The organism is Faecalibacter sp. (assembly GCF_057177045.1).
In genome coordinates, this window is sequence record NZ_CM169987.1 from 2,306,973 (window position 1) to 2,327,144 (window position 20,172).

Genomic DNA, 20,172 nt, shown 5'->3' on the forward strand with positions numbered 1-20,172 from the left:
ACAAACTACTTTAAAATATCAGTTAGTTCTTCTAAATCCGACAAATCAATATCTTCTAACGCACGTTCTAGCTCGTCTTTTGTTAAATCGACTTTCGAATCAATGACTAAAACATTGCTTAAGCCATTCACTCCTAAGATAAGTTTATTGATCTTTCCTTCGTTTTCTAAATAAGAGGCACTCAGATTATTTCGTTTGACTTTTAATTTCACCATTTGTTCAAAATTTTCGCCTTTTGTAGCTGAAAGCAAATCTTTGATTACGCGATTTTGTTTTCCTTTTCCAGCGTTCGAAATAACAAACACTTTTGCAGACTTAACGTACTCTAGAATTTTAGCATCTGTTTTCTTTTTGGCTAAGTTTACCGCAAAAGAAGGTAAAGGAATAACAGTTGCACGTTTATCGTATTTGGAATAAAATTCGTCTAAGTTTTTTGTCGGTGAACAAGCTGATAGAGCCCATCCAAAGATGATCAGTAATGGAATTATTTTTTTCATGTTCTGAGTATTTTTATTTTGATGGAAACAATTGTTGTTCCAAGATTAGAGATACGATTGAATAAAGGCTAAAATAGAGGCATCATCTAATTTCATTTGACGATACAATTCTTGTATCGAAGCATGTCCCATAAATTGATTAGGGTAACCATTCATTTTAAAACTACCTTTGTATTGCACTTCATTCAGGATGTGTAGGACACTTTCACCAAAACCACCATTCAAAATGCCATCTTCATAGGTTACAATCACCTTGAATTTAAGGGCTAAAATTTTGATCGTTTTAATGTCTAACGGTTTGATGAATGGAAAATCAATTAAACAGACTTCATTTTCCAACTGATTTTTCTTAAGAATTCGCTTAAGCTTAGGTGTGAATTGACCTGTACTTAAAATTGCCATTTTATGACCTTCTGTCAATCGATGAGAGGTGCCAATAGCAATTTTTTCATAGTCAAATGCATCATTGCATTTTTCGATTTCATCTTTAGGGAAACGAATAGCAAATGGTTGTTGTGTAAATTGGGCGGTATATAAAATGTTTTTGAAATCTTTTTCATTACTTGGCGCAGCCAGAATAAGATGAGGTATCGCATTTAAAATGGATACATCAAAATATCCATGATGAGTTGCACCATCTGACCCCACAATTCCTGCACGATCAATACAAAAAACAACAGGTAAATGTTGCAAAGCGACATCGTGTATCACTTGGTCATACGCTCGTTGCAGAAATGTTGAATAAATGGTACAATAAGGTACAATATTTTGAGTAGCAAGTCCGGCCGCAAAGGTTACAGCATGTTGTTCTGCAATTCCGACGTCGATGACACGAGTTGGGAAATTTTGATGGCATTTGACCAAATTGGATCCTGTCACCATTGCGGGTGTGATGGCTACAATTTGTGGATTGTAGGTTAATAAATCCATCATGGTTTCGCCAAACACATCTTGAAAGGATTTTTCTTTCACTACTTGAGTAATTTCACCTGTGGATTTATCAAATAATCCAGGAGCATGCCATTTGACTTGATCTAATTCGGCTTTTTCGTACCCTTTTCCTTTGATGGTCTTTAAGTGAATGACCTTTGGTCCTTTGATGGATTTTGCTCTTTCAAATGCATTAAAAAGTGCATCAAAATCATGACCATCAACCGTTCCGATCATTTGAAGTCCAAAGTCTTCGAAAACCGAATGCCCCTTATTTGTCAATTGATTAAAATGCTGTTTTAATCCACCGACTGAAGGATCAATACCAATCGAATTATTATTTAAAATGATTAAAACATCCAAGTCAGTTGCCCCCAAATGATTGAGTGCTTCTAAACTCATTCCGGATGTAATAGAAGCATCACCAATTACAGCAATATGTTGGCGATTAACCCCATGAATTTGGTCTGCTGTTGCCATTCCTACAATGGCAGAAATTGATGTAGAAGAATGTCCCGTTCCAAACACATCAAATTCACTTTCTTCGCGCGTTGGAAATCCAGATAATCCGTTTTCTTGACGTAACGTATCAAAGGCTTCTCTTCTTCCGGTAAGAATTTTATGGGGATAACATTGATGGCCAACATCCCAAATCAATAAATCTTCAGGCGTATTGTAAAAATAATGCAATGCAATAGAAAGTTCAACGACCCCTAAGCTAGCACCAAGATGGCCTGGTTTAGTACTTAAGGTATCTAAAATAAAATCACGAATTTCTTGTGCTAAACCGGGCAATGCAGCGCGGCTTAGTTTCCTAAGTTCTTTAGGATGATTGATTTTGTTGATGAGTCTTTCCATTATTCTTTCACAAAATTACATTTTTCTGAGTAAAACGTCGTATCTTTGTCGGTTACAAAAAATAGATAAAATTATGTTCCAAATCGGAAAGACTTTAGTTTCTGCTGAATTGCTTAGTGAGGAGTTTGTGTGTAACTTGAATAAATGTAAAGGAATTTGCTGTGTAGAAGGGGATGCCGGAGCACCATTAAACGAGGATGAACTTTCTATTTTGGACGATATCTACGAAGATGTAAAACCTTATTTACGCCCAGAAGGAATCGAGGTGATTGAGAACGAAGGAAAATACGCCATGGATTTAGATGGTGAATGGGTTACTCCATTAGTCAACAATCGCGAATGTGCTTACCTGGTATTTGAAGAAAATGGTTTCTCGAAATGTGGGATAGAGAAAGCCTATGAAGATGGAAAAATCGACTACAAAAAGCCTATTTCTTGTCACTTATACCCTGTCCGTATTAAGGAATATTCAAATTTCACTGCCGTTAACTATGATGTTTGGGATATTTGTTCAGATGCTTGTACCTTAGGTAAGGAATTAAAAGTAAACGTTGCTACGTTTGCGAAAGATTCTTTAATTCGAAAATTCGGAGAAGAATGGTATGAAGAATTAATGCAAGTTCAAACAGAATTAAACAACCAAAAAAAGTAACAAAAATTATGTCAATAACAAGAGCTAGAAGATCGACAGACGCGATCGAAAGATTATATATTTCAATGCGCCACTTATTTCACCGTGGCGTTTATCGTATTTCAGGAAGTCCTGGTAAGATTTTAAGAAATTTATTATACGAATTAGAACCAGAAATCTATGGTTCAATGACGGATCCTAATAAAGTGGAATTAAGTGGATTAATGTATGTTTTAGACCGATTACCTGATGGAATTGTTGAAACTCCATTTATCACTTTCACAGCGGATGAAGGATATGATCGTTCGATTTTCACGCCGATTATTCCGGCAAAAAGACGTCGTTTCTGTTACCGCATTGATGATGATCAAATGAATATTGAAATCTCAAGAGGTCGTTCAGAAATCTATGATATTTTAACGCACTTAACGTTCTTATTTAACGAAGCCGATAAAATTAGAAATCGTGCGTTTGATAATCAAACCTTAACAAAAAATCGTTTGTGGGAAATTATCGAAGATATTGTGGTTTCTGGAAAAGAATTAACGCGTAAAGATCGTGAGGTGGCATTAATGCATTTATCGACGATATTGGGACGTACATTCGAAGAAACACAAGGAATACACGCTTACTTCAGTACAGCTGACGAACCGGATAAATTCTTTAAAACGGTTTATTGGATGGGAATGACAAGCCAAGCAGATCGTTTAGGCATCAAAAAACGCGAAATTACATTTACCTCAACCCTACGTGAGTCGATTGGACACCATGTCATTGGGGAAAAATGGGCGAATGAAATTAAACGTCAGTTATTTGCCAATAATTTACAAGAAAAGAATATTCATATCATCAGTGCTAACATGCACTCGGTATCGAATATGTTATATGCACATGAAGCCTTGAAACGAAAATTCAAAGCGGATTCGGTTGAAATCTACGAAGATTTAAGTGCTTCTAACAATAAATTAATGCGTGATCAGTTACATGAATATGTACAAAAACAGGGCTTAATTTACATTAAAGATCAATCCGGTACTAATATCGATGTGCAAATTATCGATTTAGCGAAAGTTGATTTAAAGAACACTGCATTCTCTTATGCCAAAGCCAAAGACAATGATGTCATTATTGTCATGGATTACGCTTTTGGAGAGCAAGCATTCGAAGCGATGGATGAGCTTTTAAAACCATATAAATCACCAGAAGTATCTTTCAAAATGAATGTGAAATCGGTAGCCATTATGGGGAAAGCTGGAATTTTAGAAGGTGTAAAAGGTGACTTAATGGTGGCAACATCACATGTATTTGAAGGAACAACAGATAATTATTTCTTTGATAACGAATTAACTGCAGCAGATTTTGAAGGATGTGGTTTAGGCGTTTATGAAGGGCCAATGATATCAGTTTTAGGGACATCATTACAAAACAAAGACATTTTAGAATACTTTAAAAATTCATCATTCCAAGCGATTGGATTAGAGATGGAAGGTGCTCATTATCATAAAGCGATTCAAGTGGCGTCAAAAATTAGACATCATATCGACAAAGATGTAAAAGTGATGTATGCTTATTATGCATCAGATAACCCATTAGAAACAGGAAGTACATTAGCTTCTGGTGGATTAGGTTTAACAGGTGTAAAACCGACTTACTTAATCACTCAAAAGATTTTAGAAAAAATCATAAAATAAAATATGAAAAACTTTTCCATCCTTGGATATGGACATATTGGTAAAGTTCATGAACAAGCCATTTTAGAATCAGAAAATGCGCAATTAGTTTCAATTATTGATTTTGAATTACCATCTGATTTAGGGGTAAAAACCTATACCGCTTTAGAGAGCTTCTTACAAGAAGATACGGAAACAGATGTCGTGGTAATTGCTACACCCAATGGATTACATCGTGAACATGCTATCCGTTGTTTAAAGGCTGGAAAAAATGTTTTTATTGAAAAGCCAATTGCATTAAATGTAGAAGATGCGGAAGAAATTTTAGCCGTAGCGAAAGAAAAAGGATTACGTGTATTTTCATCAATGCAATTGCGTTTCTCACCAGTAGTACAATACGTTAAAAAGTTGTTGGAAAATAATGCTTTAGGAAAAATACACATGGTGAATGTTCAATGCTATTGGAACAGAAATAAAAATTACTATAAACTGAGAGAATGGCATGGTACAGAGGATATGGATGGTGGAGTATTATTCACACAATTTTCACACTTTGTGGATATTCTTAATTTTTGGTTTGATGAGGTTACTTGTATCGGATCAAGAAGTTTTAATTTTTCACATGAAAATGTAACAGAATTTGATGACAGTGGTTATGTTGACTTCAATGCCGGGGAAGCGGTAGGTCATATGACATATACGACATCGGTATTTAATAAAAATTTTGAATCGAACATCACCATCATAGCTGAAAAAGGCACGGTAAAAATTGGCGATCAATACCTGAATCAAATGCTGTATAGTGATCTGAAAAATGTCTGTTGTTCTAAGAATGTTTCTACCGAACAAAAGAACTTTCATCCATCGGCAATTACAGAAGTTTCGGATGCCTTATTACGTCATAATCCATCGATTTTAGATGGAGAGCATGCCGTTGATTTGGTGAAATTTATTACAGATGCCAATCATTTTGCCCATCAAGAAAAATTAAATAGCATTAAGAATTATGAAGTTTCACACTCGTAAATGGGTAAAACCAGAAGATTTGAATCCCAATCGATCGTTATTTGGAGGTCGTTTGTTGGCTTGGATTGATGAAGAAGCTGCACTTTATAGTGTGGTGCAATTAGAAAACCCTCATGTTGTAACCAAATACATGTCGGAAATTAATTTTATGTCTTCAGCATTACAAGGTGATATTATAGAAATTGGGATAGACGTCGTAAAATTTGGGCGTACCTCTTTAATCTTACGTTGTGAAGTACGTAATATGATGACCAGAGAAACAATCATTACTGTGGAGAATATAACCATGGTTAATTTAGACGAACATGGTCGACCATTTCCACATGGAAAAACAAAGGTTGAATATGTAAAAGATCGTTTACAAAATAGAAATTAAAAAAAGCCACTCGGACGAGTGGCTTTTTTTTAATTTTCATGATCCTCAAATAAGGCTTTTAATTCGTGTGCTTCACTTGGTTTCATTCGTTTAGCTAAAACTAAGCTTAATTGTTTACGACGTAATGCCGCATTGTATCGTTCTATTTCCAATTCTGTTTCAGGTACCAATTCGGGTACTTCCACGGGTTTATTGTTCTCATCTAATGCTACGAAAGTATAGATGGCGTCATTTGTTTTTGTAAACGTTTCTTGATTATAATCGTAGATGTACACATCAACATATACTTCCATAGAAGTTTTGAATGCGCGGGTCACTTTAGACTCTAATTTAACCGTACTTCCCAAAGGAATGGGTTGATTAAAAGAGACGTGATTTACGCTTGCTGTTACCACTTGTAAGCTCCCAGAATGCATTTTAGCAGAAATAGCAGATATTCTATCCATTCGTGCTAATAATTCTCCTCCAAACATATTATTCAATTGGTTGCTGTCATTGGGAAGAACCAAATTGGTCATTACTGCTAATGATTCTTTCGGGGTTTTTGTTTTAGACATAAAAAAAGACCTTTGTTACGATTAATTAGCAAAGGTCTTGAAAATTATTGAGTTATTAAAATTCTCTTATTTGTGTTCTCTTATCCAAGCATCTGGACGATCGGAATGAAGTTTATTCAAATATTTAGAAGCTTGTTCCATCGTATCAAAACTATCAAACGTTACATAATAAAAACGTCCTTTAACATAAACGATACTTGCGTTTTTAAATCCTTCACTTTCAAGAAAACGCAACATGCGATCAGCATCTTCCGCACGGCGTAAAGAGGATGCAATCACCTGATATTTCTTTGGATTGGCATCGATACGAATGGCATCAGCTACTTTTTTATCCTTATTTGTAGCCGTTTCTTCTTTTGCTTTTGCATCAACTTTTGAAGGTTCTTTTTTCGCATCGACTTTAGCGTCAGCTGTCGAATTTCGGATAATGGCTTTTACTTCTTTTTCTTCGTTATTCAATTGTTTTTCTTCAACCACAGTAATTTCATAGCGAGAAAGCACATCATTTTCTACTGAATCGGTTGGATTTTGAGCAGGTAATGAAATGGTAGTTCCAGCTTTAACGTACGCTAAAGGATTACCGATTGTGGTTGGTAAATTGTGAATAATGTCTTCTTTTTGATCTAATTTTTCAATTGGTGTAGAAGAATTTAGAAGATTTGGAGCAGCTTCTTGGATGGCAGGTAAAACAATTCCACTCCATTGATGATCCACATATTTCTGTACATTTTGAGGCGTATTAAAATAAAAATATCCTCCCACTAAAATGGGGATAATTGATGCAACTGCTAAAACAGAAGACCAATTTCTTTTGCGTTCCACAACTTCTTCTTCCACAGCGGTATTAAGAATTAAATTAGGTTTGATTGTTTTCAGTCCAAAGGCTTCTGGAAGGAAATAATCGGTAGTATGAGGTTCAAAGTTTACCTTACCTTCAGCATTCTTTTTCAACAATCCAACCTTATCAATTACGATCGATTCACCGTTCTGTAAACGTGTTCGCCAATCGTTCACATCTTCTTCTAATAGGGAAGAAGCCTTAGTCGTATTAACCTTTTCCATCAAAGCATACCATTGTTCCAATTTTCCATCACTCGTTGTCAATGATGAATTAAAGGTTAATGTATGATATGGAGGAGTGATCGTATGATCCTCAGGGTTAATTGAAGCACTTGTTGGATGCGATATAAATGCACCAAATTTCGGTACGATTACACAATCGTGCTGAAATAGTAATTGATGAATATACTGTTCTAACCTCATAACAACGAATTTAACATTTTTTTCTGAATTCTTAAGTTAAACAATTAAAAATGTACATTTTAACCCTAAAATGATTAACTTATTCCTATGAATTCAGAGCAAAGATACATTTTAGCCTTGTTTTTCATCAAAGGTTTAGGCGATTATCGCATTTTTTATTTAATCAATCACTTTGGAAGTGCAGAAGCGGTATGGTTTCAAGCCAAAGAGAAGCTAGCCTGTCTTCCTAATTTTGGCACTAAACGAATCGAAGAAATTGGTCAGCAACGTTATTTGGATTTAGCCGATCAAGAAATTGAATTTTGCCAAAACTGTGGGATAAAAATAACGACGCGTTTGGATGAAGATTATCCAAAATTATTGAATCAATGTGTGGATGCACCTATTGTATTATTTTCAAAAGGAAATGCAATTTTAGAGCAATCTAAAAAAATAGCGATTGTTGGTACACGTAAAATGACACCATACGGTCGCCAATTTATCACTCAATTGATTGATGATTTGAAAGGATATGACGTTTCCATCATCAGTGGTTTAGCGTATGGATGTGATATTGAGGCACACAAACAAGCCTTACATCATCAAGTTCCAACTTGGGCTGTATTAGCGCATCACCTCAACCATATTTATCCTTCCCAACATCGAAGTATAGCAGAAGCCATGTTGGATCAAGGAGGTTGGATTTCGGAACAACCATCAGGGAATGAAATTCATCCTCAATTTTTCTTGCTACGGAATCGAATCATTGCTGGCTTATCCGACGTGACCGTTCTCGTAGAATCAGATTCTAGAGGAGGAAGCTTGGTGACCGCTAAATTTGCAAATGAATACAATCGGGAAGTGTTTGCCGTACCTGGTAAATTTACAGATCCGTTGAGTAAAGGATGCAATCATCTGATAAAAACGCATCAAGCCTATTTGATTGAATCTTCAGAAGATCTCTTGTATCATTTAAATTTAAAGAATAAAAACCATCAAAAACAGCAATTGGAATTGTTTTTAGATTTATCTGAAACCGAACAACAATTGGTAGAAATCATCACAGCTAATGGTAAAATGCATATTGATCAAATCGCCATCGCGATGGAATTATTTACCTATGAATTGATGCCTATTTTATTGGATTTGGAGTTGAAACAAGTGATTCGTCCATTGCCCGGAAAGTTTTTCGAACTATCCCTTTAAAATTTACAATTTTTAATCGAAAAAAAAGTTATAATTAACAGTATTTTTGTTAATTATGAAGAAGTACATTTTATTATTCATCTTGTTGCCTTTATCAACACTTGTTGCTCAATCAACAAAAGGAAGATGGGCCGATTTATTTTCTTATGCTGATGTTCGTTTTATTGAAGAAATCGATCAAGCATTGTATTGTGCCACAGAAAATGGAATTTTTCTTTACGAAACATCGGGGGTACAAGATGAATGGATTAAATACAATAAGACCAATATTTTAAGTAATGTTGGAATCACTGCTATGGCGTTTGATGCGAATGAATCCATTTTATTAATAGGATATGAAAGTGGAGCCATGGATTTATTGATTAATGGGGAAGCTCAAATGGTGCTTGATATTCCATGGAATAATTTTTCAGGTTCTAAAAAGATCAATGATATCTCCATTCAAGGCGATATAGCTATTATTGCGGGTCAATTTGGGATTGCATCATATAGTTTAAGCCAAAAAGAATTCTTAGAAACTACATTTTTTTATGATAGCGGAAACTACAAAGCTGTAAATAAAGTTGTGTTTTTTAACGACAGAATATATGCAGCGACTGATTCGGGGATCTATCATTATCCTTTGGTCAATGGAACTAATTTTCCCAATTTCTATGTGTGGGAAGTGTTGACAGGATCTGCAGGTGCACAAGTCAAGCATCTAGAAGTTTTCAACAATGAATTGTATTATACATATTGGAGTGATTTATATAAGCGATCTGCTTCTGAACAAGTAAATTATATCGGAGTCTTTACCGATTTAATGGATTTAAAGGCGACAAATGAAGGTTTAGTTATTGCTCAGAAAAATCGCGTCAATTTTATGAATCCTTCTGGTCAAATCACCACAAAAAATATTCGTTACCGTGATGAGAGTGGGGCCGAATTAACCATGGAATTTAATACGGGATACATCCATCAAAATAAATTTTACGGTGGAAGTACCCGGTTTGGTTTAATTGATTTTGATTTATCAGCTCAATATTATCAAGATCCTCAAGGATATAAACCCGATGGTCCCTATAATAATAAATCGGTAGGGTTAGCGGTAAAAAATCAAAAAGTTTGGATTGCTCCAGGAGGAGCAAATTACTTTAACGAACCTACTAGTAATTCCGATGGATTTTATTATTTCGATAAATTTCAGTGGAAGCATTTTAAAAGTGCGGAAATGTATAATGCAAAAGATTTTATCCGAATTACAGTCAATCCTAAAGACGATAATCATTTTGTTGCCGTACCTTATTTCGAAGCGACCAGTTGGAGTTACAATAATCGTATTGGAGTAATGGAGTTTCATTTAGAAGATAATACTTATTCGTTAAATCATATCGTCTCACCATTGGAATGGATGTTTCGTTCGGCAAGTGCTTCTTTTGATGAGAATGGGAATTTATATTTAGGTACTTCGTGGCCACAAATTAACGGTGCTTATAACGATCGTGCCAATTACTATTACGAGCGAAAAGGCAATACTTGGAAAAAATCACTCGTCTATAAAAATTCGGCATCCAATGCCTTATCTCCTGAATTTTCGTCCAATTATATTTGGTATCCTAATGCGCGTGCTGGTGGGCTAACAGTGTTGGATAAAAATATGAATGAAGTTGCGACTTTAACGAAGGCGAATGCAGAGCTATACGATGATGCGGTTTTATCGGTAGCTATAGATCAAAACAACACGGTATGGATCGGAACACAATTAGGAATTACAGTGCTTAGTGGTGGAGATACCGCAATAGAAACAGGTAATTTGAGAACTCAACCAATTGTTATCATTCAAGATGGCATTCCCGAAGCATTATTAACTTCAATTCGAGTGAATGATATAAAAGTAGATAAGGCTAATCGTAAATGGATTGCAACGCATACCTCAGGGGCCTATTATGTCTCGGATAATGGGGAACAAACCATTTATCATTTTACTTCTAAAAATTCGCCTTTGCCTTCAGATATTATTAATGACATCGAGATTGATGATACCAATGGTAAAGTCTATTTTGCGACGGATAAAGGGGTTGTGGTATTCAATGGAGATGTGCAGGATGTTGGAGATAATTTTGATCAGGTGATTGCTTATCCAAATCCAGTAAGACCGGGGTTTAAGGGCAAAGTAATCATTAAAAATATTCCGAATCGTGCTTCGGTAAAAATTACAGATGTAACGGGTAATTTAATTTACGAAGCAAAAGCGAATGGAGGAATTGTAGAATGGGATACCAAAAATAGTAAGGGGAAAGACGTTGCATCAGGCGTATATTTGGTATTAATGACCAATGCGGATGGAACAGAAACCAAAACCATTAAAATAGCAGTCGTGCGATAATGAAAGTGATCGAAACAAAAGCAATTGTTTTATCAAGTTTAAAATATGGAGATACAAGCTTAATTGTTCGTTGTTATACCGAACAATTAGGCTTGAAATCTTTTATAGCCAAAGGAGTGTTTTCGAAAAAGAAAAGAAATACATCCATTTATTTTCCGTTAAACGAGATCGACATTGCCTATACACCTAAAAATAACGACCAACAATTGGTCTTTTTAAAATCAGCGCAAACGGCTTATTATTACGAATCGTTGCATTTTCATCCGGTGAAGTCAGCTATCGTTTTCTTCTTAGCTGAACTTTTAAATTTGATTCTAAAAGCGGAAGAACAGAACAGCGATTTGTATCAATTCATTAAACAAAGTTTGATTTTGTTTGATGAGAAGAAAGAAGATTTTGCCGATTTTCATCTGGTTTTCTTGATGAATCTCACCCACTTTTTAGGATTTTATCCGAATGACGATAATGAAAAAGCAATGTTGTTTGATTTAGAAAACGGCTTCTTTTCGGAAACCAATTCTTCGATTAATATGTTAAATCCGATCGAGACAGAATTGTTCAAAAGACTCTTAAATACCCCTTTCGATTTAACAACGAAGAACCATTTCAATCAGCAGCAACGTGGCTTATTATTGGAAATATTGGTGAAGTATTATCAAATCCATACCAATAATTTTAAGAAACCGAATTCATTACAAGTCTTACACGAATTGTTTAGTTGATGGGAAGAAATATTAATGATTCTGTTGGTAAGAGAAAGAGAATAGAAGAAGAAAAAAGTAACAAAAAGGCAGAAAAATATTCTACACTTATATTCATAGCATATGGTGTTGTCTTGTATTTGTTGATTCATCATGATGAGATTAAACTTTTTAATGTTCAATATTGGTATTATTTTGCTTTTTATTTCTTAAATGCTTTGATCATCTATATGATTCTTACGCTACCAATTATAAATAAATATTTATTTAAAGAGAATAAATTAACATCCACAATTTTAATCTCACTTTTATTTGCTTTTTTCTTTTCTGCATTAAGCTATTTTGGAATAAAATATATAATTGCAAAAGCATCAGAGGATTCAATTGAAATAGAAAATTGCGAGATTATAGAATTCAAAAAAGGAAGATATCGAAGAGGAGGTGATTACTATAATGTTAAAATACTTTTTAAAGGGCATGAAGAATCAATAGATTTGGATAAAAGGCAGTATCCAAAAAACTGTGTAAACATAAAATAGGGTGGGTTATTATAACTCACCTTTATTTTTTTTTTAATTACATTTATAAAACACAGTTTGTTATGAAGAAATCTGTCGGCAAAATGATCAAAGATCAAGGTTTATTAGAAGGCGTTAAAACGCAAGAAGACCTTAGTAAATTACTAAAAGAACTCCATTCAGAATTATTAGAAGCCATGCTCCATGGCGAGCTTGAAGCACATTTAGGCTATTCAAAAAATGAAAAAAGTGATAATTCTAATTCACGAAATGGGACTACTTCCAAACGTATAAAAAGCGAATACGGAGAATCTACAATAGAAGTTCCACGTGATCGAGAGGGTAGTTTTGAGCCTATAATTGTTCCAAAGCATCAATCCAAATCAGTTTCAGTCGAAAATATGGTGATATCGCTATACGCTAAAGGTCTGAGTGTATCGGATATCGAATCGGAACTTTACGAATTATATGGTTATAAACTCTCTACTTCTGCGATATCTATCATCACCGATAAAGTGAATCAGCAAGTATTAGATTGGCAAAACCGTCCATTAGAATCGGTTTATTGCATTGTTTGGATGGATGGTATCGTTTTTAAAGTTCGACAAGCCGGAAAAGTGATAAATAAGACTATTTATTTAGCCGTTGGTCTAAACCGTGAAGGATACAAAGAAATCCTTGGAATGTGGCTTGGAGAGAACGAGTCTGCTGCTTTTTGGCAAGGTGTAATGACAGATTTAAAAGTTCGTGGTGTGGAAGATATTTTGGTTTCTGTAACCGATAATTTGCATGGTTTTACACAAGCAATTAGCAATATTTTCCCTCAAACAAACACGCAAATTTGCGTAGTTCATCAGATCAGAAATTCAGCTCGATATGTGGTGTGGAAAGATAAAAAAGAGTTTACTTCGGATATGAAATTAATTTATAATGCGACAAGCAGAGAAATGGCGGCGCATGAATTAGATCGTTTTGCAGAAAAATGGAATCAAAAATATCCTTATGCAATACAATCTTGGAGAAAGAATTGGGACGAATTAACCGTATTTTTTGACTTTCCGGTAGAAATTAGAAAAATTATATATACCACTAATTTAATTGAAAATCTAAATGGAAAAGTCCGTAAATACACTAAAAATAAGATGGTTTTCCCAACGGATGATGCGCTTAAAAAATCGGTATATTTATCCTTAATGCAGATATCCAAAAAATGGACAAAACCAATTCAAAACTGGGGATTAATTTTAAATCAATTTTTAGCTATATTTGAAAAAAGGGTTCAACTATAAAATAGTCAAACCCATCTGAAATATGTTTACACAAAATTTTGGACAGTGTCGGATAAAAACTCATTTGAGCAATTAGAAAATGTAGATTTAAATAAAAATCACGCCATCGTCACAACTAAACCTTCATTTTTTAAAATTTATGTGGTGGATGAGATTAGGTTTCAATCCAAATATATTTCAAACTAATTTCTAACAATACTTTAAAACTTAGAATAAATAAAACTCCATATATTTGCTATACTTTAAAGAATACAACATGAAATTCAATACAAAAGCTATACACGGTGGTCAACACCATGACCCATCTACAGGAGCGGTTATGACTCCAATTTACCAAACATCAACATTTGCACAACGCTCTCCTGGAGACTACAAAGGATACGAATATTCTCGTGGTGCTAACCCAACACGTTCAGCTTTAGAAAATGCTTTAGCATCGATTGAAGGTGGAGTAGCAGGTTTTGCCTTTGGTTCTGGATTAGCAGCAATCGATGGTGTTTTAAAATTATTCAAGCCTGGTGATGAAATCATCGCGATGGACGATTTATACGGAGGATCTTACCGTTTATTTACACGTGTTTACGAAAAATTTGGATTAAAATTCCATTTCGTAGATATGACAGATGTAGATGCAACGATTGCTTTAATCAACGACAATACAAAAATGGTTTGGATTGAAACACCAACTAACCCGTTAATGAAAGTGGTGGATATTAAAGCGATCAACGATGCAGCGAAAGCGAAAAAAGCTGATGTTTTAGTAGCGGTCGATAATACGTTTGCTTCTCCCTATTTACAACGTCCAATTGAATTAGGTGCAGACATCGTGATGCACTCAGCAACAAAATATTTAGGAGGTCACTCGGATTTAGTGGCTGGAGCTATTATCGTGAATTCAGAGCAATTAGCAACTGATGTTCACTTCAATTTATTTGCAACAGGTGGAATTTTAGGACCACAAGATTCATATTTAGTGTTACGTGGAATCAAAACTTTAGCCGTTCGTATGGATCGTCACTGTTCAAATGGAATGAAAGTCGCTCGTTTCTTAGATGCTCATCCAAAAATTGCTCACGTATATTACCCAGGTTTAGAGAATCACCCACAACATGAAATTGCTAAAAAGCAAATGAAAGATTTTGGTGGAATGGTAACTTTCACATTAACTTCTGGTAAAAAAGAAGATGCGTTCAAATTATTAGAAAACTTAAAAGTATTCACGTTAGCTGAATCTTTAGGTGGAGTTGAATCGTTAGCAAATCACCCAGCAACAATGACGCACGCGTCTATTCCGGCTGATAAACGTGCGGAGATCGGTATTACAGATGATTTAATTCGTTTATCAGTGGGTATCGAAGACATCGACGATTTATTAGCAGATTTAGAACAAGTTTTAAACTTAATCTAATTGATTAATCACAATATTTCTTAAATCCCGAATTATTTGATTTGGGATTTTTTTATACAAATTTTGTCATCCTGATTTCTATGACAAAACCAAGTTATTTTTATAAATCGTTTGATTTTTAATTAGCGCATAAATTCGATGAATAATTTTATTTCGAACAGCATTCAAAACCGACATTTTATTTTTTCCTTCTTCAACCTTACGATGATAATATATAGCTAAGTCATTTTCCAGTCGAATAGCACTCATTGCAGCTAAATGCAAGGTCTTTTTAAGTTCTTTATCAGCCATTGTTGAAACTCGAGCTCTATAGTAAATGGAACTTCCAGAGCGATGTTCAAAAGGAGCTATTCCAGCATAGCAAGCCATTTGCCTGGGTGTATTTATGGTTGTAAAGCCATCTGTTTTTATCAACATATTAAATGCTAAAACTTTTCCCACACCAGGAATTGATTGTATTCTTTTATAATGGTTATTAAGCTGTTCATCCTCGCTAATTAACTGAAAGATTCTGTTTTCTATTTCATTAATTTGTTTGGTTAAGACATCTATAAGCTTAGAGTTTAAACGTAAAACAGCTTTATCCATAATTGATTTTAAGAATTGTTTATCTTGTGTTTGAGCTAATAATCCAGCTCTTATTTTAACACGATGTTTTCTTTCTGCATTCAATAATTTTATTTTTTCAATGACTTTCGAATTAGGTTTCCATTGCTCAAGATCCATATAATTCTTTAGTAAAAATACAGCAATACGTTCGCTGTCAATTTTATCATTTTTACCTCTAACTAAACCCATACTTTTTTTCAAATGCAAAGGATTGATAACATAAACGGCAAAAGAATGATGAATTAATACATTGTAAAGAAGAGCATTAAATCTTCCAGTATTCTCCATTCCGATTAGAACATTTTGTCTCCTAACAAATTGTTTGAAAAAAGATTTGATAGCTTTTTCAGTATTAGCAATAGTTTCAAAACGATTCACTCCATTTTCTTGAATACAGATGTCTAAAGTTAATTTACTCACATCAATACCGATAACAATTTTTTCCATAAATTTGAATTTAATGAGAAGAGAAACTTATCAATAACTCGATTCCTTACTAATGGGTTTTTAACCCGAATTTCTATTTGAGAATTTGATAAGAAAGAGTTGAGTCTTAATCAGAATATGAGATTATATAGCTCTGAGCTCGTTATAGTGTACTCAAACTCTTTTCTCTTCTTTTTATACTACAATTTAAGATTTTCAAATCTAAAGGAATTTATTTCAGGATCGCATTCTAATTGAATGAGAAGCTGAAACGAGTTCAGTTTGATCCAGTGAGCAAAAATATTCTCTTATATTTGGCCAATGGAAAACATCTTTGGAAATATATTCGGTATCATTTTAATCGTTATCGTGTTTATCTTTATACGTTTAATTTTTGTTCGTTTTGATAAGATTTTTAGAAATACTGAGCGAATGGAAGATTTAGAACGTCAAAATGAACAAATTCTAGAAGAATTAAAACAGCTGCGTCAAGAGTTGGAAAAGAAAGGTTAGATGAGATTTTTAGTTTTCTTTCTACTTTCAGTTTTCACCTTTGGACAAACCAATGACACCATTAATTTGAATGAAATCAATTTAATGGATTTTTCTAAATACAAACAGTTTAGACCAAAGTATAAGAAGATTCGTCGTTTAACGGATCATACAACCTACGGAATCAAAGTATTTTCTACCCTACATTTACCTGATGAAGATGTAATTGAAATAATAGCAATTGAAATTCTATTTGAATCCAAAATCAAGAAGAAAAATTATTGCAACGAATACTATTATTTCAAACCGATAATTCTTGAAAATAAAGATTCTAAGATCAGTCTGATTGATGAAAAATGGTTTGAAGTGGATAAAGATTATGCAGGTAAATATATCTTTCCTGTACGATTAAAGATAAATCCTAAACAAGCTCAAAACTTCATCATTGGTTACGAAACCCATTACGATAATCCGTTTTGTCCAGAAGGAAATGGGTATTTCGATTTGGTGGAAACGAAATCAGCTTCAACTTTATTTTATGGAGCTAATGAACAATTGTTGGAACAAAGTCCTTTAAAAAATCACGCGATTAATTATCGATTGTATTACAGATAGATTAGTAATGTAGCATGCGAAGCAGAAACAAGTTTAGCTTGACAATATTCGTTAGAACATAGCCATCATCCTGTACTCGTTTTAGGATCACATTATAATTGGATGAGAAGCAGAAACAAGTTTAGCTTGACAATTTCACAAATTAGTTAGTTATCAAATTATCAAATTAACTCTACTTCCAAAGCAATTGTAACTCCACTTGATATTCCCCTTGGTAAGGTGTTTTAATCGTCGGCTTTTCAGAAACAGAGAAATTGTAATTTCCTTTAGCCGGTAAATCAAAAATTAAGGTTTTTCCGAAAGGACCACCCTTTATCGAATCAACAGGTCCTTTGATGTGATTGATTCGAATATTGGCTAACGTATCGGCTGCTGAAAGTTTAATTGCAACCTTTTTCGCAGTATCCGAATTAAAGACAAACGTATTGGTTTGACCTGGTTTTTTGATGACTGTTTGTTTAGCCTTTGCATATGTGATTTTTAACGTATCACGCGTATTATCTTGACTGAAAGGCACAATTTTATCCACAGTAGGCAATGGAGCTACTGTTTTTTTAGGTTGAGGTTTTACCTTAGCGACTTGCGTTTTTGTTTTCGCTTGATCATCTCGTACTTTTTCTTCTACTTTTTTTATTTTCAATAAGTCAGCATATGCAGAATCTACTCCTTTTTTAGAAGGATAAATTTTTGGTGTAGCATTTTGCTCACAACTAGATAATAGTGACCATACGATAAGAGATAAGATGAAAAATGGTTGAACCTTCATTTATGGTAAAATTGATGCGTAAAAGTAATTATTTTAACTCAATTTCGACTTTAAATTTTCCTTGAAATGGATTCCCTTGCATTAAACTTTCTGCAAATACTAATTGATAGGTTCCCCCTTGATATAAAGGAAATTCAGCTTCTTTTCCAAAAGGACCGTCCGATTCTTGATCAGGTGTAATGACTTGATTTAAACGAATATTAGCCAACTCATCTTCAGTGATAATTTTTACAAATGCTTTGGTTTGCGTGGTTACATCAAAATACAGTGTAAATTTTTCACCTTCTTTTTTCTCTGCAAGAGCCGTAATCTTTTTTACAGTAGGAGAAAAGGGTAAGATATCTTTGTTCTTTACCACTAAGCTGTCATAATTGTGTTTTGCAGGAACAGTATCCATTAATGACGGTGCCGTTTCATTAATAAAACCGTCATTTGTTTTGGTATCTGGGGTACAATTCCAAAAGAAAACAAGAATAAGAAGTAAACAATAGCGTATCATAATTTTGTTTTTTTAAATGTTGGTACGAAATTCTTGCCAATTATCGTTTACGCTGAAAAAAAGCTTTCATAATTTCACCACATTCATCTTCCATCACGCCAGAAATAATTTCTGTTTTGGGGTGTAATTCACCAATTTTGGCTTTAAATCCACGTTTAGGATCCGATGCTCCATACACTACTTTCGAAATTTGGCTCCAATACAAAGCACCTCCACACATTACACAAGGTTCTAAAGTCACATACAATGTACAATTTTGCAGGTATTTTCCGCCCAAATAATTGGCTGCAGAAGTAATGGCTTGCATTTCGGCATGGGCCGTTACATCGGTTAAAGTTTCGGTTAGATTATGAGCTTTTGCAATGATTTTGTTGTTGCTTACGATGACAGCACCAACTGGAATTTCATCGCGTTCGTATGCATTTACCGCTTCATTTAATGCTATTCTCATAAAGTACTCGTCCGAAAATAAATCTGCCATGTGTTAAATTTTCAACAAAGGTAATCATCTTCTTATTTATCTGAAATCGGCAACAGATAATCCTTTACTTTTGTGCGTAAATTATACTAAAGCACCTTTATGAATCAATCAAAATACATCTTTTCTGCTGTAACCGCTTACTTTTTGTGGGGATTTTTTAGTTTTGGTTTAAAACCCATTGCACATTATCAGTCATTGGACATATTGTTTTATCGTCTTTTTTTAAGTGTATTGGTTTTAATCGGAATTAATGTGATTTTTCGTCGCCATAAAATGCGTTCAGATTGGCAATTGTTTCGCTCGTTGTCAAAAAAGGAGCAGCAGAAATTATCGGCATTGATTGTAGGTGGTTCAATTGTTCTGATGTCGAATTGGTTGGTTTTTATTATCGTTATGAATCATGTCAGTGTACAAGCCGCATCCTTGTCTTATTTGGTATGTCCCATCGTAACTACCGTATTGGCTTTTGTGATACTAAAGGAAAAGCTCTCAAAAATTAAGTGGTTGGCTGTATTAATTAGTGGGATAGCATGTACAATTCTTTCGTTTGGACATTTTACGGATTTGTTATTTAGTTTATTTGTTGCGGTGACTTTTGCAAGTTATTTGATTATTCAACGCAGCTTGAATCGATTTGACAGTTTTAATTTATTAATGACACAATTGTCTATTGTAGCTGTACTGATGTTACCGATGGTATTCTTATTTGCAGGATCCATTCCGACGGAGCCAATATTTTATCAATGCATTTTTGCCATTGTATTTCTATTTACAGTTATTCCGATGTTCTTAAATAACTTTGCGTTAAAAGGAATTAATTCTTCGACGGTAGGAATCTTAATTTATTTGAATCCGATCATGAATTTTATTTTAGCCATCACTTATTACAAAGAACCGATTACAAGTATTCAGATTTTAGGATATGCATTGGTTTTGATTGCTATTTTGGTCTTCAATGCTCAAACAATATTAAATACCATAAAAAAATCCGAAGCATAAGCTTCGGATTT

At 34.1% G+C, this 20,172-nt stretch carries 21 protein-coding genes; 13 read left to right on the forward strand and 8 right to left on the reverse strand.

Annotated features, from left to right (window positions below; all coding sequences use genetic code 11):
* Positions 1–5: 5 nt before the first annotated feature.
* Positions 6–497, reverse strand: coding sequence for a DUF4252 domain-containing protein (locus tag AC1QSP_RS10815; RefSeq protein ID WP_322971288.1), 492 nt, complete (start codon positions 495–497; stop codon positions 6–8).
* A 45-nt stretch (positions 498–542) separates the two neighbouring features.
* Entirely contained in the window at positions 543–2,285 is a 1,743-nt protein-coding gene (locus tag AC1QSP_RS10820; protein WP_484078698.1) for a 1-deoxy-D-xylulose-5-phosphate synthase, read from the reverse strand.
* 73 nt (positions 2,286–2,358) lie between these two features.
* Between AC1QSP_RS10820 and AC1QSP_RS10825 the strand changes: the two genes are divergently transcribed.
* From AC1QSP_RS10825 to AC1QSP_RS10840, 4 genes are read left to right on the forward strand one after another with little or no spacing between them, the layout of a single operon-like run.
* The gene (locus AC1QSP_RS10825) at positions 2,359–2,937 is read left to right on the forward strand and encodes a DUF3109 family protein (protein WP_322971286.1); all 579 of its coding nucleotides are present in this window, start codon (positions 2,359–2,361) and stop codon (positions 2,935–2,937) included.
* Between the two features lie 8 nt (positions 2,938–2,945).
* The gene (locus tag AC1QSP_RS10830) at positions 2,946–4,607 is read left to right on the forward strand and encodes a DUF6909 family protein (protein ID WP_484078699.1); all 1,662 of its coding nucleotides are present in this window, start codon (positions 2,946–2,948) and stop codon (positions 4,605–4,607) included.
* 3 nt (positions 4,608–4,610) lie between these two features.
* Complete coding sequence (locus AC1QSP_RS10835; protein WP_322971284.1) at positions 4,611–5,612, forward strand: Gfo/Idh/MocA family protein; 1,002 nt, start codon at positions 4,611–4,613, stop codon at positions 5,610–5,612.
* Positions 5,593–5,988, forward strand: a complete 396-nt coding sequence (locus AC1QSP_RS10840; RefSeq protein ID WP_322971283.1) for an acyl-CoA thioesterase — start codon at positions 5,593–5,595, stop codon at positions 5,986–5,988. The genes AC1QSP_RS10835 and AC1QSP_RS10840 overlap by 20 nt, the downstream gene beginning before the upstream one ends.
* 29 nt (positions 5,989–6,017) lie before the next feature.
* Here the strand turns inward: AC1QSP_RS10840 and AC1QSP_RS10845 are convergent, their stop codons facing one another.
* Both AC1QSP_RS10845 and AC1QSP_RS10850 read right to left on the reverse strand, forming a co-directional pair.
* Positions 6,018–6,545 carry an acyl-CoA thioesterase gene (locus tag AC1QSP_RS10845; RefSeq protein ID WP_484078700.1) on the reverse strand — a complete coding sequence of 176 codons (528 nt, stop codon included), beginning with the start codon at positions 6,543–6,545 and terminating at the stop codon, positions 6,018–6,020.
* Positions 6,546–6,611: 66 nt separating this feature from the next.
* Complete coding sequence (locus tag AC1QSP_RS10850) at positions 6,612–7,808, reverse strand: HU domain-containing protein (RefSeq protein WP_484078701.1); 1,197 nt, start codon at positions 7,806–7,808, stop codon at positions 6,612–6,614.
* Positions 7,809–7,895: 87 nt separating this feature from the next.
* Between AC1QSP_RS10850 and dprA the strand changes: the two genes are divergently transcribed.
* The 6 genes from dprA to AC1QSP_RS10880 all read left to right on the forward strand — a co-directional run bounded on the left by dprA (position 7,896) and on the right by AC1QSP_RS10880 (position 15,274).
* The gene (dprA, locus tag AC1QSP_RS10855; RefSeq protein ID WP_484078702.1) at positions 7,896–8,993 is read left to right on the forward strand and encodes a DNA-processing protein DprA; all 1,098 of its coding nucleotides are present in this window, start codon (positions 7,896–7,898) and stop codon (positions 8,991–8,993) included.
* Positions 8,994–9,048: 55 nt separating this feature from the next.
* Positions 9,049–11,358 carry a type IX secretion system anionic LPS delivery protein PorZ gene (porZ, locus tag AC1QSP_RS10860; protein WP_484078703.1) on the forward strand — a complete coding sequence of 770 codons (2,310 nt, stop codon included), beginning with the start codon at positions 9,049–9,051 and terminating at the stop codon, positions 11,356–11,358.
* Complete coding sequence (gene recO, locus AC1QSP_RS10865; RefSeq protein ID WP_484078704.1) at positions 11,358–12,080, forward strand: DNA repair protein RecO; 723 nt, start codon at positions 11,358–11,360, stop codon at positions 12,078–12,080. Before porZ ends, recO begins: the two co-directional genes overlap by 1 nt.
* A complete protein-coding gene (locus AC1QSP_RS10870; protein ID WP_484078705.1) occupies positions 12,080–12,598 on the forward strand; it encodes a hypothetical protein in 519 nt (172 codons plus the stop codon). The genes recO and AC1QSP_RS10870 overlap by 1 nt, the downstream gene beginning before the upstream one ends.
* A 62-nt stretch (positions 12,599–12,660) precedes the next feature.
* Entirely contained in the window at positions 12,661–13,866 is a 1,206-nt protein-coding gene (locus AC1QSP_RS10875) for an IS256 family transposase (protein WP_225539945.1), read from the forward strand.
* 256 nt (positions 13,867–14,122) lie between these two features.
* Positions 14,123–15,274, forward strand: a complete 1,152-nt coding sequence (locus AC1QSP_RS10880; RefSeq protein WP_484078706.1) for a cystathionine gamma-synthase — start codon at positions 14,123–14,125, stop codon at positions 15,272–15,274.
* Between the two features lie 78 nt (positions 15,275–15,352).
* Here the strand turns inward: AC1QSP_RS10880 and AC1QSP_RS10885 are convergent, their stop codons facing one another.
* Positions 15,353–16,330 (reverse strand): IS110 family RNA-guided transposase, encoded by a 978-nt coding sequence (locus AC1QSP_RS10885; RefSeq protein ID WP_484078707.1) that lies wholly within the window; start codon positions 16,328–16,330, stop codon positions 15,353–15,355.
* A gap of 300 nt (positions 16,331–16,630) precedes the next feature.
* Here AC1QSP_RS10885 and AC1QSP_RS10890 point away from each other — a divergent pair, with 300 nt between their 5' ends.
* Both AC1QSP_RS10890 and AC1QSP_RS10895 read left to right on the forward strand, forming a co-directional pair.
* Positions 16,631–16,822, forward strand: coding sequence for a hypothetical protein (locus AC1QSP_RS10890; protein ID WP_484078708.1), 192 nt, complete (start codon positions 16,631–16,633; stop codon positions 16,820–16,822).
* Positions 16,823–17,416 carry a hypothetical protein gene (locus AC1QSP_RS10895; protein WP_484078709.1) on the forward strand — a complete coding sequence of 198 codons (594 nt, stop codon included), beginning with the start codon at positions 16,823–16,825 and terminating at the stop codon, positions 17,414–17,416. It abuts the gene before it with no gap.
* A 172-nt stretch (positions 17,417–17,588) separates the two neighbouring features.
* Here the strand turns inward: AC1QSP_RS10895 and AC1QSP_RS10900 are convergent, their stop codons facing one another.
* From AC1QSP_RS10900 to AC1QSP_RS10910, 3 genes are read right to left on the reverse strand one after another with little or no spacing between them, the layout of a single operon-like run.
* Positions 17,589–18,182: a hypothetical protein gene (locus AC1QSP_RS10900; protein ID WP_484078710.1), complete on the reverse strand. Its 594-nt coding sequence runs from the start codon at positions 18,180–18,182 to the stop codon at positions 17,589–17,591.
* 28 nt (positions 18,183–18,210) lie between these two features.
* Complete coding sequence (locus AC1QSP_RS10905; RefSeq protein ID WP_484078711.1) at positions 18,211–18,681, reverse strand: hypothetical protein; 471 nt, start codon at positions 18,679–18,681, stop codon at positions 18,211–18,213.
* Between the two features lie 40 nt (positions 18,682–18,721).
* The gene (locus AC1QSP_RS10910; RefSeq protein WP_484078712.1) at positions 18,722–19,162 is read right to left on the reverse strand and encodes a nucleoside deaminase; all 441 of its coding nucleotides are present in this window, start codon (positions 19,160–19,162) and stop codon (positions 18,722–18,724) included.
* A 99-nt stretch (positions 19,163–19,261) separates the two neighbouring features.
* Here AC1QSP_RS10910 and AC1QSP_RS10915 point away from each other — a divergent pair, with 99 nt between their 5' ends.
* Positions 19,262–20,161, forward strand: coding sequence for an EamA family transporter (locus AC1QSP_RS10915; protein WP_484078713.1), 900 nt, complete (start codon positions 19,262–19,264; stop codon positions 20,159–20,161).
* Positions 20,162–20,172 lie beyond the last annotated feature (11 nt).

Bases quoted from the DNA above. Each gene is read 5' to 3' on its own strand.
- AC1QSP_RS10845 (WP_484078700.1), bottom strand. From the start codon at position 6,545: ATGTCTAAAACAAAAACCCCGAAAGAATCATTAGCAGTAATGACCAAT.
- porZ (WP_484078703.1), top strand. From the start codon at position 9,049: ATGAAGAAGTACATTTTATTATTCATCTTGTTGCCTTTATCAACACTT.
- AC1QSP_RS10895 (WP_484078709.1), top strand. From the start codon at position 16,823: ATGAGATTTTTAGTTTTCTTTCTACTTTCAGTTTTCACCTTTGGACAA.
- AC1QSP_RS10885 (WP_484078707.1), bottom strand. From the start codon at position 16,330: ATGGAAAAAATTGTTATCGGTATTGATGTGAGTAAATTAACTTTAGAC.
- AC1QSP_RS10850 (WP_484078701.1), bottom strand. From the start codon at position 7,808: ATGAGGTTAGAACAGTATATTCATCAATTACTATTTCAGCACGATTGT.
- AC1QSP_RS10815 (WP_322971288.1), bottom strand. From the start codon at position 497: ATGAAAAAAATAATTCCATTACTGATCATCTTTGGATGGGCTCTATCA.
- AC1QSP_RS10900 (WP_484078710.1), bottom strand. From the start codon at position 18,182: ATGAAGGTTCAACCATTTTTCATCTTATCTCTTATCGTATGGTCACTA.
- AC1QSP_RS10825 (WP_322971286.1), top strand. From the start codon at position 2,359: ATGTTCCAAATCGGAAAGACTTTAGTTTCTGCTGAATTGCTTAGTGAG.
- AC1QSP_RS10870 (WP_484078705.1), top strand. From the start codon at position 12,080: ATGGGAAGAAATATTAATGATTCTGTTGGTAAGAGAAAGAGAATAGAA.
- AC1QSP_RS10875 (WP_225539945.1), top strand. From the start codon at position 12,661: ATGAAGAAATCTGTCGGCAAAATGATCAAAGATCAAGGTTTATTAGAA.
- AC1QSP_RS10835 (WP_322971284.1), top strand. From the start codon at position 4,611: ATGAAAAACTTTTCCATCCTTGGATATGGACATATTGGTAAAGTTCAT.
- AC1QSP_RS10915 (WP_484078713.1), top strand. From the start codon at position 19,262: ATGAATCAATCAAAATACATCTTTTCTGCTGTAACCGCTTACTTTTTG.
- AC1QSP_RS10890 (WP_484078708.1), top strand. From the start codon at position 16,631: ATGGAAAACATCTTTGGAAATATATTCGGTATCATTTTAATCGTTATC.
- AC1QSP_RS10820 (WP_484078698.1), bottom strand. From the start codon at position 2,285: ATGGAAAGACTCATCAACAAAATCAATCATCCTAAAGAACTTAGGAAA.
- AC1QSP_RS10840 (WP_322971283.1), top strand. From the start codon at position 5,593: ATGAAGTTTCACACTCGTAAATGGGTAAAACCAGAAGATTTGAATCCC.
- AC1QSP_RS10910 (WP_484078712.1), bottom strand. From the start codon at position 19,162: ATGGCAGATTTATTTTCGGACGAGTACTTTATGAGAATAGCATTAAAT.
- AC1QSP_RS10830 (WP_484078699.1), top strand. From the start codon at position 2,946: ATGTCAATAACAAGAGCTAGAAGATCGACAGACGCGATCGAAAGATTA.
- AC1QSP_RS10905 (WP_484078711.1), bottom strand. From the start codon at position 18,681: ATGATACGCTATTGTTTACTTCTTATTCTTGTTTTCTTTTGGAATTGT.
- dprA (WP_484078702.1), top strand. From the start codon at position 7,896: ATGAATTCAGAGCAAAGATACATTTTAGCCTTGTTTTTCATCAAAGGT.
- AC1QSP_RS10880 (WP_484078706.1), top strand. From the start codon at position 14,123: ATGAAATTCAATACAAAAGCTATACACGGTGGTCAACACCATGACCCA.
- recO (WP_484078704.1), top strand. From the start codon at position 11,358: ATGAAAGTGATCGAAACAAAAGCAATTGTTTTATCAAGTTTAAAATAT.